Below are 13,388 nucleotides of genomic sequence, written 5' to 3' on the forward strand. Positions count from 1 at the left end.
CAGGTACAACCGGTATGCCCTCCTTGAATTGCACCCAACGGATTTAAAAAATTATTTCTTAATTAACTTCTTACTCCAACTCTTTTGATCTGATTTGAAGTTCAGAATGTAGATTCCTCTGCGAAGTTTACTCACGTCTATTACACTTTCATTCCCTTGAGGTTTATTCTGTAAAATCAAAGTTCCAGAGTTATCATAGATCGTGATCACTTTATTGTCTAAGTTTTCAGGAGATGAAACTTGAACATAGTTTGTTGTCGGATTCGGATAGACTGCAAAAACAGTTTCTTCTTCCTGAGGCTCTTCGGCAACATTCAAAGCCATTCTGGCCGTTGACGAAGATCCATAAGCTTCAATTTCATACAATGAATATCCGTAAGGAGCTAAAGCTTTTGCTGTACATAAAATGCGAAGATATCTTCCTGTTCCGCTTACCGCTAAATCATCCGTTCCGCCATCGCTTGCCGTTTGTGTATTGATCGTTTCATTTTCTGTAAAAACATTGTCAGTTGAAAGCTGTATTTTATACTGAGTTGCATAAGCAGCTTCCCATTTTAAAACTACTCTGTTAAGTGTGTAATTGCTTCCTAAATCAACATAAATCCATTCGGTTGCATTGGCAAAAGAACTCGCCCATCTTGTACCTCCATCTCCATCTGTTGCTTGGTTTGCAGTAAAAGTCGCATTTTCTAATGTCGAAGCCGTTGCTGTTTTAGCCAAAGCTAAATTCACATTTGGAGTTTCTGTAGAGGCTAAATTTAAAGCTCTCAGATTATCAAAATAATAGGTGTTTCCAGAATTGGTTCCCGGTTCAAACAAGAAAACAAAACGGTTGACATCATTGTCTGGAGTTGAAGCGTCTGGCGTGCTTACATACGTAAAAGTAATAGTATGCCAAACGTTGCTTTGTTTTACAACTCCCTGATAAATACTGTGTCTTCCAACAGGATAATTGGACGGAACCGAGGCACTACTTTCTGCCTGCCAAGAAATAATAGATCCAACTGGAGCAGAAGTGTAAACATCCATTGCAAACTTTTTTGTTCCCGCTTTAAAATCACCTATGTTGTTTAAAGTCGTGTTGAAGGAGAAATTATCATATAATTCAGTCGATTTGCGAACGTATTTTCCAACATTAGAAGAAGTATTGATTCCGCTTGCATTTGGATTTGCTGTATTTGCCGTATAAGTTCCAATAGCATCTCTAAACGTGATATTGTGAATCGTTTGATAATCTTCATATACTACACCTTGCGTAAAAGTATCTGGAAGCTTAGTCGATCCAATTCTAATATTATCAAAATAATACGTATCGCTTGTGTACGAACCCGAATTAAACAATAAAACCATTTGATTCACTGCCAGATTCGAAGTTCCAGCATCCGGACTGGAATTATAGTAGAAAGTTAATGTTTCCCATTGGTTTTGTTTGGTTGTAATGGCTACGTAACTACTATTTCTTCCTGTCGGATAATTAGCTGGAAGCGAAGTGGCGCTATTTTCAAAATTCATACTTACAACCGTACCAATTGGCGCCGTTGTATAAACATCAATCATAATTTTATTGGTCTGACTTTTGAATAATCCCGCATCTTCAATTGAAGTTTGTGTATTAAAGAAAAGCACATCATACTGTTCTGATGCATTTCGAACATACTTCGCCACATTCGCGGAAGCATTAACCGAATTAGAACCTGGATTTGCCACAACAGAATACGTTCCTGTCGTAGTTCCTTTTACAATTTTATTTGCTCCGTCATAATTTTGCAAAACATCTGTGGCAATAATTGGTTTTTCTGGAGCTGCTTTTGTCAGCAGATTATCAAAATAATATGTTGCTCCAGAATTTGAATTCGATTCAAAAAGAATCACCACATTATTAATCGCTAATGCGCTCGTATTTGGATCGATTACTTTTTCAAATTCAAATTCAATCGTTTCCCATTTGTTCTGAACTGTTGTCGTAGCTTTAAAACCACTATGTCTTCCTGACGGATAATTGGTTGCAGTTGTTACATTGCTGTTTTCTAACTGCATCGAAATTTTTGTTCCAACTGGCGCCGAAGTATAAATATCAAACGAAAGTCTTTTTCTTCCGTAAACATAATCGTTCGCGTTGGTAATGGTTACGTTTCTGATATTCAAAACATCGTACAATTCGCTTGAATTTCGAACGTATTTTCCAACCAAAGCAGAAGTGTTAATTCCTGTAGCCGAAGGATTCGCAACAGCTTCTGTTAGAACTCCCGTTTTTATAGGATATACTACATTTCTATTACTCTGAAAATCATCATGTACTTTTTCAACTGGCAATGCTGGCTCGGTTGTAACAGCAAGTTTGTAAGTATTGACATTACAGCCAGAAACTGTTGCTGCTACAGAAACATCTCCTCCAGAGGTTCCCCAATTTACAGTAATCGAATTGGTTCCCTGTCCTGATGCAATTGTTGCTCCTGCTGGAACTGTCCAGTTATAGGTCGCCCCCGCAATTGCATTTACAGAATAGGTTTTACTAGTTTCATTTTGGTACACTTTGTTATCTCCTGCTACCGCATATTTAAAACTCCCATCGTAAACACGAACATAATCGACTTGTAATTTTGCTGGGAAATCACCTGGAACTGGCGCTACTCCCGCTCCATTTACACTGGTATAAGGCGTTCCTGCGCTACCAACAGCAAGGTTTAAAATGATATAAAACTGACTATCGTTAAAAGGCCATCCGCCATTAACGGTCGTATTTGGAGTTGCGGTATGAAATAAAACATCATCAACAAACCATTTGATAAAATTTGGTCCCCATTCTACCGCATAAACATGAAAATCTGAAGATAAATCTGTTGGAGAACTATAGCTTCTACCTGTAAAATGATATCCGTTTCCATCATAATGGATCGTTCCGTCTACAGATTGCGGATTTCTGTGTTTGGCTTCCATAATATCAATTTCACCCGTAAACGGCCAATTTCCGTTTACAGGAAGCATCCAAAAAGCGGGCCACGCGCCTTGTCCGTTAGATAACTTCATACGGGCTTCAACCCTTCCATATTTTAGAGAATACTTTCCTTCTGTAGTTAATTTTGAAGAAGCATACGGCTGATCTGGAAATGAAGCGCTCGGCTCATACTTTGCCTGAATGTTCAAATAACTGTTTGCGCCTTCTTTTACAATTGTCGCCTGATTCGGATCGTAGCGCTGTGCCTCAGCGTTTCCAAATCCGCAGAGCGACGGACAGCCATTTCCTGAGATGCTTTGCCATTTGGTCAAATCTACCGTAGTGCCATTAAATTCATCCGACCAGACAAGCGTATTGCATTGGGCCTGAGTTTTAAGAAATGGCAACAGTACAAATAAAACTGCCACACAAAATTGTTTTAATAAATAGGAATTGCTTTTCGGTGGTTGGCCGAAAAAAAAGTCTTTTTGCTTCATTTTAAATAGGTTTTAGTTAGTAAATGTTATTTCTTCAATACAAATCATTTAAAAAAAATAGTTTGTATTTTCCGACAATAACAAAGCAATATTAACTAAAAAATCAGGCAAGACTTACATTTTGGAGTACGGTTTGACTACGGTACTATCGAAGAAATGTAACAAATCATCGATGAAATGCATAAAATCACTTAAAATTTTACTTAAATGAGAAAAATTAAAAATTGAGAATAAATTCGGTGATGTTTGTATCTGATGGAAGCTGCAATTTTTTACGAATGCGATAACGGGTATCTTCAACACCACGAACCGAAATTCCTAAAAGCGGAGCAATTTCTTTTGTATTGAAGTTCATTCGCAAATATGCACACAATCGCATATCGCGCGGAGTCAATTCTGGGTAACTCGATTTTAGTCGCTGCATAAAATTATCATGCAATTGATTAAAGATTTCTTCAAATTCATTCCAATGTTTGTCTCCCTGCAATTCGTGGTCAATCAATTTGTTGATTTTCGTCAGCAAACTGAAATTTACATTCGAATCATTCTTCTTATCAATCTCTCCGATTAAATCTTTAATCGAAAGCAAAATCTCATTCAAATGAATTAAATTGACTGTATTTGAAGCTACTTTAGCATTTTTAAGATTTATCGTCGTTTCAAGATTCTCTCGAACAATAGCCATATTCTGTTGTTCGAATGTCAGTTTCTGTTCGTTAAGTTCTGCACGGCTTCGAAGCAATTCTCTTTCCTGATTCTCTATTAATTGACGGCGTTGACGCTCAGCAACAGATTTCTGATATCTCACAATGAAATAAATTACAATACTATAAAGCGCAAAATAAAATAAGTAAGCCCAAAAAGTTCTGTACCAAGGCGGTAAAACTTCAAATCGAAAAACAGCTTCTTCGCTAACCACATCATACATGTTTTTTGCTCTTACATGAAAAACATATTCGTTTTCAGGCAAATTGGTATATTCTTTTTCTGTTTGCAGACTATAATCTGACCATGTTGGCTCAAAACCTTCCAGCCAATATTCGTATTTTGTTGCATCGGCATCTTCAAAACAAAGCGATGCAAAAGAAAAATGAAGCGCATTGTTAGAATACGCTAATACGGTTGAAAGTTTATCTTTTACGGATACCGTTTTGTTTGGAAGAACATCATAACGGCTGGAAAACAGTAAACTATCTTTTGGAAAAATGCATTTTACTTCTGAAATAACCGCTTTATATTTCGTTTGATATTTTTTGTTTTTAATGGCACTGTAATGAATCAAACCTTCTTGCGTTCCAAAAAATACATCACCACTTTTTGTCGTTTGAATATTTTCGAATCCAGGAACATATAGGTATCGAAGTTTTCGAAAAGGAAGTTCGTCTGTCTTGAAACTTCCGTTTTTCTGTTTGCTCATTTTTCCTGTATTTTCACTAGAAATGTACCATATATTATCCTGCTGATCTGGTTTTAATAATCGGATATGATTTTCTAACCCAAGATATTTCTTGAAAACGGGATCTGGAATCATTTTTTTTGAAGATACATCTTGTCTGTAAACGCCTTTTGTGGTTCCAAACAAAATCTGATTATCGATTTTAAAGGTATTCAAAAATAAACTCGACGGAAAACCATTTTTGTCATTATAAAACTGAATATCAGCAACTGAATCATACACTGCATTGAATTTCAATTTATAAATTCCTTTATAACCGTGCGCAATCCAAATATTTCCTTGTTTATCGGTTTCCATAATTCTGCTGCTTTCTTCAAACCCTTTTATTCGATGCTGAAAAACCCACGAACCGTTTATTTGTTTCAGAAGATACAGTCCAGTATAACCGCCAACAAGAAGCAAATCAGGACGATTCGGGATTAGGATTCCTTGCCAAGCGCCATCAATTTTAGCCAACGCTTTCGCGGAATTTCCACTGACTTTAAATATCCCGTTTTTTTCAAATGCTAATAACGAATTGCCGAAAACACCCACATTCCAAACATTTTCAGACATTCCAGAAATATGCTGAAAAGTTACATTTTCCCTTTTTCCGCTTTTGTAAGCTTCCCAATCCAACCAAAATAAGCCGTTATCTGTACCGATATACAATTTATTATCGTAAATCTGACTGCAGTAAATTTTGGTTTCAGAATTAGAACTATCTATAATTTTTGATAAAGGAGATGAAATCTGAATTAATGAAATTCCGCCTTTGAGCGTGACCCACAGATTGCCTTCCTTATCGATTTTAAAATTGGTAACATATTCGTTCTGAAGTCCCATTTGTTTGTCAATATGCTGAATCAAATGACCTTCACTATCAATAACTATCAACCCCGATTGACGGGTTCCGATTCCGAAATATCCATCAGAAAGTTCAATTCCTGCCGAAATCTGATTTTGTTTTAATAAAGGATCAACTTCGGTTATAAATGGTCTAATCTGTTCTCCATCGAAGATAAAAAGACCATTTTTTTGAGTTAATAGCAAAAGTCCGTTTTGGGTTAGAAAAATCTTTCGAACCTGTAATCCAACAAACTGCTCACTATTTTCAACTGGAATTAATTCATTTCCTTTCAGCTTTAATAATCCTTTTCCATTGTCTGTAGCATAGATTTCTTTTCCCACTTCGAAGAAATCATCAAAAGAGGTTTTGGCATTTATTACCTTGATTGTATTGTTTTTGTAAATAAAAATCCTTTCGTAAGAGAAAAAAACAACTTCATTATTTCGAATTACAGTGTGAAGTACATCTCCAAAATTTCGAACCGATTTAGGAAGCAGTTTTACTAAAGAAGTATATTGATATTGCCCATTTGGAAGCCGAATCACAAACCCGAAATCACCTTGTGCGCCAACATACATTGTATCGTTTTTATCAATTGCCATCGAGCGCACCATACTTCGGTTTTCTGGCTGTGTCACAATCGCCCAACGCACACCGTCGAATTGCATAACACCAAAATGATTGGCAAAAAACATCATGCCTTTGGAATCTTGCAAAACATCCCAATTTTCTGATGCGGCTTTATAAACCTTCGGACTATAATTGGCTATAAAAGGAACCCCAATCTTTTTGATTTGAGAATGGATAATCGAAGAAAATAATAGGAATAGAAGTAAAATTCTAGTTTTAAATTTCATCATTCTGCTGTGTCTGTAGGTTAAGAGCGACTTTGGGAAATCACTGCCTAAAAAAGATTCTTTGGGAAAAATCATTCTTTGGGGCAAAAAACATTTTTTTTAAATGTAGTAATAACAATTATTCGATATTACCAAATCAAAAAAGAGAATGTCGAAACTCAAATATATAAAATTTTATTTTAATGCAACAAATTACATTTTAATAAGAGAATTTGATAATTAGAAAATGTGGTAATTAGATAATTTGATAATTAGAGAATGTGGTAATTTGATAATTGAACTTTGACAAGGTTCAAAAAGATGTTATTCATTCCGTTGGAATGTCTGGTTGGTAGATTTTTTTTTAATGAGATTCGGAGGTACACGTTCCGTAGGAACGTTTGAATACGCAAATAAAATTCATTTCACAAAACAGGTGTCCCTATAGGACATTATGCAAATTTATCATTGTTTTTTTTCTACCTACCAGATATTCCTAACGGAATATTTTTTTTTAAACAAACCCGACGAGTTTTAAAAACCTGTCGGGTTTAATTTAAAACCTGAAACTTGAAACAAAACATACATCCCAAGTTTCTTTCTTACAAATTGAAAGAAAAAACCTATTTGTTGTTATATTTGCTAAATTAAACATTTTGGCAATTATGAATAATTTTACATTACAGCTTTTAAAACAAATAGAAGATTATGCAAATTCAAAAGGTTTTTCAAAAATAGGAAAGATGTCATTTCGAAAAATAGAATCTACAACAATCGAAAATCTTTGGTCAATTCAGATTAGAAAAGGAAGAGCACCATATATGAATTATGATTACGTTTCAAGTACTGCAGGTATTTACAGTAAGGTTGTGAGAAAACTTGAAAAAAAAATCATAAGCGATTTTTTAAATAGTTATCCATTAGTAGGAGGCGCTACTGGACTATTTACAGATTTCAATGAATATGATGAATTTGCTGTTTTTGATAATGAGACCTTAAATATAACTTTTGAAAAATTAATTTTAGAATTTGAAAATGGTGGTTTAGCCCTATTTAATAAATTCAATACTCTAGAAAATATTATTTCAGGAATTGATTCAAAACATTATTGGTTTTCTGATTATTTTAAAAATGTTACTATAAGACAAAAAATCACTATAGCTTGTATGCTATTTGTTAATTAAAATAAACAACATGCCATTAATTGGTTAGAAAATAATTTACAAAATGAAATAGAAGAAAAAATTTTATTAGAAAAGTTTAGCGCTATTTAGTCTTAATTTAAATATGAATACTTTCATTTAAGACTAAGTTTCTCGCTCAACTCCTGGTAAGTGTAAAAAAGCTCTGCTCCTTCTTCTTTTAAATCATCATTATTGAAACCATTGGCAAAACCATAAACTTTAAATCCTCCTCTTACTCCTGCTCTTACACCAGCTTTACTGTCTTCTAAAACAATGCATTCTTTTACCTCAAAACCCATTACTGCAGCGGCATGAAGAAATATTCCTGGTTCGGGTTTCCAGCTCCCAATTTGATACGAACTGAATATTCGATCTTCGAATTTATCCAGCAATCCTGCCACTTCAAGATTCAAACGAATTTTATCTACTGGTCCGCTAGAGGCAACGCAATATGGAATTTTTAATTTTTCGATATTTCGGATAAAATCAACAATTCCTTCCATTGGTTTTACCTGAGTTTTAAAAGCTTCAAAACTCTTTTCGCGATATTGAGTTTCAAAATTTTCTGGAAGTTTCTGATCGATTGCTTCTTCAATATGTCTGAAACAATCCTTTAGATTTCGGCCATTAAAATATCTATATGCATCTTCCAATTCCATTTCGAATCCGTGTTCTTGCGCCATTGCAAGCAAGATTCCGTTACCGATTTTCTCTGTATCGACCAAAACTCCATCACAATCGAAAATTATGCATTTAACCATTTGTCTTGATTTTCATTTAATTATAAATTCTCCTGAAGTCAAAATCAGGAAATGTAAATTACAAAAAATAATCTAGTTCTTTCCTAAAGCTTTTCTGCTCATTTTCAGCATTCTGTACAGAATTACTCCTATTCTGTATTTTCAATTCCGTTTCAATTTGTACTTTTATAATCCTATCAAACCTATTTTTTAAAATATTAAAACCAAAGAATTTTGAAAAAACATCTTTTTATCATAACCATTCTGACAGCCAATTTTGCTGCTTTTTCTCAGAATAAAATCATCACAATTTCAAATTCATTAAAAGTTGACAGAGAATTTGAAACCATCGAATTGACTAAAAAGTCACTTGGACTAAATGCCAATTCGAGACTTGAAAATTATGCCGTAAAAGACATTAGCAGTAATACTTTCTTAGAAACTCAAACCGTAGATAATGATGGCGACGGAAATGCAGATATTTTGCTTTTTCAGCCCAAAATCAAAGCTGCTTCTAAACAGGATTTTGAAATATTAGTTGGCACAAACCCTAATGCTTCAAAAGTAGTTAGCTGTTATTCTCGTTTTGTTCCAGAACGCACAGACGATTATGCTTGGGAAAACAACAAAGTGGCTTTTAGAACTTACGGCCCTGTAGCTCAGAAAATGGTTGAAGATAAAATTCCGGGCGGAACATTAACTAGCGGAATTGACGCGTGGCTAAAAAGAGTAGATTATCCAATCATTAATAAATGGTACGGAAAAGCCACAAACGGAACCGGAACGTATCATAAAGATACTGGCGAAGGTTTGGATAATTTTCACGTAGGTGACAGTCGCGGTGTGGGCGGAATTGCTGTAAACGTGGATGGAAAATATTATTTCTCTAAAAATTTCATCAGCTGGAAAACCATTACAACAGGGCCTATAAGAACGAGTTTTATTCTGACTTATGCCGATTGGGATGCAAAAGGCAATAAAATAACGGAATCAAAATTAATCAGTTTGGATTACGGAAGCCAGCTTTCTCGCTTTGAAATCAATATTACGGGAACCAAACAAATTGCTGCCGGATTAACGCTTCATGATAAAAAAGGAACAATCGGAACAAATGTAAAAGAAGGTTGGCTGAGTTATTGGGAACCTATCGAAGATTCTGAAATTGGCACTGGTTTAGTGGCTCCAAAAAACACTTTATTAAGTTATGACAATCATGTAACAGACGAAAAAGATCTGAGCAATCTGTACGGAAATATTGCTGTTAAAAACAATAAAGCCATTTATTATGTTGGTTTTGGATGGAAAAAAGGAAGTCCGTTTCAAACTAAAAAAGAATGGGAAAAATATTTGAGCTCTTTTGCGGAAAAGGTTAATAATCCTTTGATTGTGAAGGTTAAGAAGTGATTTTTTTGCCACTAAGGCACAAAGTTTTTTAAACATAGCCCGTGGTTTCAACCACGGGAACACGATATATAATATCAATTCGTTTCCCGTGGTTGAAACCACGGGCTATACTTGAAATGTATTTATCTTTTATCAGCAAAATAATTCTCCTTCAAAATAATCTCCAACGGAATATAATGCGTTCGCTCAGTCTCTTCTTGTAGAACCAATTTCTTATACAAATAATTAATACCCATATAACCTTGATCTTCGGGTCTTTGATTGATTAAAAAATCAATTACGCCTTTGTTTAAATATTCGATATTCTCTTTCAACAAATCAAAACCAATAATTCGAACACCTTTTATATTGTTTTTTTCTAAAAATTCGGCAACAATATACGCTCGGGAATTAGGTACAAAAACGCTGTTTACACCAGAAAACATTTCTAAACTCAATTGATCGATTCCCGAATCTTTTAAGGTAAATTCAGAAAATTTAAAATTGGTCAATTCATCGTGGTCTTGAAAATACGAATAGAAACCTTTTATACGCTGCTGATAGACAGAAGTACTTTCGATTTCTCTAGTAATCTTAAAAATTAAAACTTGTCGCTCATTTTTTACGGCAAAACTAATTAATCTTCCAGCTAAATAACCGCTCTGAAAAGCATCTTGCCCAACATAAGCATGTTCGTTTTCTTCAGAAATATTCGAATCGATCATCACAATCGGAATATTCTTTTTTTCATATTCCTTTAAAAACTGAACAGAATCTTCGTAAAAAATTGGCGCAAACAACAAACCATCGCAATCAAACTCCAATACTTTTTGAGCCGATTCTTTAAACGATACCAAATTATAATCGTAGAAAAAATAATCCAATACAATTCCGAATTTGCTGAATTCCAAAGCTGCTTTTTCTATTCCGTCCGTCTGACTTTTCCAATATTCTAAAGTTTCCGATTTTGGAAGGAAAACTGCAAAATGAAACTTTTTGTTCAGTGCTAGATTACTTGCCAAAATATTTCGGGTATAACCAAACTCTTCAATTATTGCATTAACCTTATCTACGGTCTCCTGTGCTACTTGTCCGCGTTTGTGTATAATCCTGTCGACAGTGCCGGCAGAAACATTAGCTAGTTCGGCAATTTTTTTAATTGTTATGATATTGATTCTTTTTAAGTTAAAAAAATAAAAGTAGTCGGGCAAAATTAATTTATTTTATTAAAAATAAGTTGTTTTACATCACTTTTTGCATACATTTGTAAAACACCGTGTGCGCACACGCAAATATACACATAACATCAAAAAATAAAAATAATAACCAATAAAAATGATACTAGACTCATTACAAAATGCACCAAAATACTATGGTCTGCATCCAAATTTCAAAAAAGCTTTTGATTATGTAAATCAGAATGACATTGCCAATCTTGAAGAAGGCGCCTTTGAAATTGGAGAAGGTTTAAAACTAATTGTAATTGTTGGACAAGGAAATACAAAAGAAGAAGCCGTAAAAGGATTTGAATGTCATGATAAAAACATCGATATTCAAATTTCGATTAAAGGACCTGAAACTTTTGCGTGGAAACCGAGAGAAAAATGTGTAAATCCAAATGGCGACTACAGCGATGAAAGAGACGTTCGTTTCTTTCATGATGCACCAGATACTTTTTTTGAAATGCAGGAAAAACAATTTACTATTCTTTTTCCAGAAGATGTTCATACCGCAATGATTGGTGAAGGAACACTGAAAAAAATCGTTATTAAAGTAAAAATATAAGTCATGAGCACTATTCAGAATTCGATTGATGTCATTGTAAAACAAGGAATGCTTCCTTTGTATTTTAATGCAGACGAAAGCAAAAGCATCACGATTTTAAGAACACTTTACAACGCGGGAATTAGAGCGGTTGAATATACAAGTCGAGGTCCAGAAGCGCTTTCCAATTTCAAAAAAATGGTTGAAGTAAGAAATGCTGAAATGCCAGGAATGCTTTTAGGAATTGGAACCATCAAAAATTTAGCGCAAGCAGAAACGTATTATTTAACTGGAGCCGATTTTTTTATAAGCCCAGGATTTGTTCCTGAAATTGCTTCGTTTTTAATTTCTAAAGAAGTTTTATACGCGCCAGGCTGTATGACTCCAACTGAAATTATCGCAGCCGAAAATGCAGGAGTAAAATTTATTAAGCTTTTCCCTGGAAACATCTTAGGGCCAGATTTTATGAGTGCCATCAAAGATGTTTTTCCAAACTTAATTTTTATGCCAACTGGAGGCGTTGATACAACACGCGAAAGCATTGAAACTTGGTTTAACGCGGGTGTTTCTGCTGTGGGAATGGGAAGCAAATTAATTAGCAAAGAAGTAATGGAATATGGTGCTTACGAGACAATCGAAAAAGAAACCAAAAGGGTTTTGGATTTGATAGAAACAATCAAAAGTTAAATTCCAAATTTAAAAACCCAAATTCCAAACTCAATACGAACTGATAGGGCTAAATAAATCAAAAAAGTAAAAATTAATTATACAAAAATGTACTTTATTTCCAAATTGGAATTTGGAATTTAAAGTATTGAAAATTAGAAATTAAAATGGATTCAATATTTAATTTAAAAGGAAAAATTGCCTTAATAACAGGTGGTGCTGGAGTTCTAGGAAGCAGATTTGCAAATACCTTGGCACAACAAGGTGTAATTGTCGGAATCGTTTCTCAATCATTGGAAAAAGCCGAAAACACAGTAAAAGCCATAGAAGCAAACGGCGGACAAGGTTTTGCAGTTCAGGCGAATGTTTTAAATAAGGAAGAAATAGAAAAAGCCAAAGATTTTATTGTTGAAAAATACGGCCGTCTAGATATTCTAATTAATGCTGCAGGAGGAAACATGCCAGGTGCAACGATTCAGCCTGATCAATCTGTTTACGATATGAAAAGCGATGATCTGCAAAAAGTCATTGATTTAAATATTATCGGAACTATGCTTCCAACTCAGGTTTTTGCCGAACTTTTTGCGAAACAGAAATCAGGAAACATCATCAATATTTCATCGGCTTCAGCACAAAGACCTTTAACGAGAGTTGTAGGTTATTCTGCTTCCAAAGCGGCAATCGACAACTTTACACAATGGATGGCGGTGGAACTAGCTCAAAAATATGGCGAAGGACTTCGTGTAAACGCTATTTCTCCTGGATTCTTTATTGGCGAACAAAACCGTGCTTTATTACTGACTCCAGAAGGAAAACTGACTCCAAGAGGTGAAAAAATTATCGATCATACGCCAATGGGAAGATTTGGAACTCCAGAAGATATTGACGGTGCGCTTTTATTTTTATGCAGCGATATGTCAAAATTTGTTACTGGAACTATCTTAAAAGTTGATGGCGGGTTTGCTGCAACAAGCATTTAAGATTTCAACCCTTTCCTGCAAGGTTTCCAAAACCTTGTAGGTTTAAATTGTAGATTATTATAAATTAAAATACCTACAAGGTTTTAGAAACCTTGCAGGAAATAAAAAAACATAAAAA

Annotated in this window: 9 protein-coding genes; 5 read left to right on the forward strand and 4 right to left on the reverse strand. The window is 34.5% G+C overall.

The features are described from left to right. Positions 1-51: 51 nt before the first annotated feature. A complete protein-coding gene (locus NCC77_RS15515; RefSeq protein WP_250836403.1) occupies positions 52-3,363 on the reverse strand; it encodes a family 16 glycosylhydrolase in 3,312 nt (1,103 codons plus the stop codon). 286 nt (positions 3,364-3,649) lie between these two features. Continuing rightward, on the reverse strand, positions 3,650-6,649 hold the full coding sequence (locus tag NCC77_RS15520) for a triple tyrosine motif-containing protein (protein WP_250836404.1): 3,000 nt from the start codon (positions 6,647-6,649) through the stop codon (positions 3,650-3,652). 569 nt (positions 6,650-7,218) lie between these two features. Here NCC77_RS15520 and NCC77_RS15525 point away from each other — a divergent pair. Continuing rightward, a complete protein-coding gene (locus tag NCC77_RS15525) occupies positions 7,219-7,737 on the forward strand; it encodes a hypothetical protein (RefSeq protein WP_250836405.1) in 519 nt (172 codons plus the stop codon). Between the two features lie 113 nt (positions 7,738-7,850). Here the strand turns inward: NCC77_RS15525 and NCC77_RS15530 are convergent, their stop codons facing one another. Continuing rightward, a complete protein-coding gene (locus tag NCC77_RS15530; RefSeq protein WP_250836406.1) occupies positions 7,851-8,498 on the reverse strand; it encodes an HAD family hydrolase in 648 nt (215 codons plus the stop codon). Between the two features lie 213 nt (positions 8,499-8,711). On the opposite strand from NCC77_RS15530, the gene NCC77_RS15535 reads away from it, so the two are divergent. Then, positions 8,712-9,881, forward strand: a complete 1,170-nt coding sequence (locus tag NCC77_RS15535) for a BT3233 family polysaccharide utilization protein (RefSeq protein ID WP_250836407.1) — start codon at positions 8,712-8,714, stop codon at positions 9,879-9,881. Positions 9,882-10,003: 122 nt separating this feature from the next. Here NCC77_RS15535 and NCC77_RS15540 read toward each other — a convergent pair whose 3' ends face one another. Beyond that, positions 10,004-11,071 (reverse strand): substrate-binding domain-containing protein, encoded by a 1,068-nt coding sequence (locus NCC77_RS15540; RefSeq protein ID WP_250836408.1) that lies wholly within the window; start codon positions 11,069-11,071, stop codon positions 10,004-10,006. A 124-nt stretch (positions 11,072-11,195) separates the two neighbouring features. Between NCC77_RS15540 and NCC77_RS15545 the strand changes: the two genes are divergently transcribed. The 3 genes from NCC77_RS15545 (at position 11,196) to NCC77_RS15555 (ending at position 13,270) form a co-directional block, all read left to right on the forward strand. Beyond that, the gene (locus NCC77_RS15545) at positions 11,196-11,645 is read left to right on the forward strand and encodes a NanQ anomerase/TabA/YiaL family protein (RefSeq protein ID WP_250836409.1); all 450 of its coding nucleotides are present in this window, start codon (positions 11,196-11,198) and stop codon (positions 11,643-11,645) included. Between the two features lie 3 nt (positions 11,646-11,648). Beyond that, a complete protein-coding gene (locus NCC77_RS15550; protein ID WP_250836410.1) occupies positions 11,649-12,311 on the forward strand; it encodes a bifunctional 4-hydroxy-2-oxoglutarate aldolase/2-dehydro-3-deoxy-phosphogluconate aldolase in 663 nt (220 codons plus the stop codon). 146 nt (positions 12,312-12,457) lie between these two features. Continuing rightward, positions 12,458-13,270 carry an SDR family oxidoreductase gene (locus NCC77_RS15555; protein WP_250836411.1) on the forward strand — a complete coding sequence of 271 codons (813 nt, stop codon included), beginning with the start codon at positions 12,458-12,460 and terminating at the stop codon, positions 13,268-13,270. The last annotated feature ends 118 nt before the right edge of the window (positions 13,271-13,388 follow it).

The sequence above is a fragment of the Flavobacterium tyrosinilyticum genome (assembly GCF_023656565.1).
GTDB classification, from domain to species: Bacteria; Bacteroidota; Bacteroidia; order Flavobacteriales; family Flavobacteriaceae; genus Flavobacterium; species Flavobacterium tyrosinilyticum.

Excerpts from the sequence above, each read along its gene's own strand:
- NCC77_RS15520 (WP_250836404.1), bottom strand. The coding sequence starts at position 6,649 with ATGATTTTTCCCAAAGAATCTTTTTTAGGCAGTGATTTCCCAAAGTCG.
- NCC77_RS15545 (WP_250836409.1), top strand. The coding sequence starts at position 11,196 with ATGATACTAGACTCATTACAAAATGCACCAAAATACTATGGTCTGCAT.
- NCC77_RS15530 (WP_250836406.1), bottom strand. The coding sequence starts at position 8,498 with ATGGTTAAATGCATAATTTTCGATTGTGATGGAGTTTTGGTCGATACA.
- NCC77_RS15550 (WP_250836410.1), top strand. The coding sequence starts at position 11,649 with ATGAGCACTATTCAGAATTCGATTGATGTCATTGTAAAACAAGGAATG.
- NCC77_RS15555 (WP_250836411.1), top strand. The coding sequence starts at position 12,458 with ATGGATTCAATATTTAATTTAAAAGGAAAAATTGCCTTAATAACAGGT.
- NCC77_RS15525 (WP_250836405.1), top strand. The coding sequence starts at position 7,219 with ATGAATAATTTTACATTACAGCTTTTAAAACAAATAGAAGATTATGCA.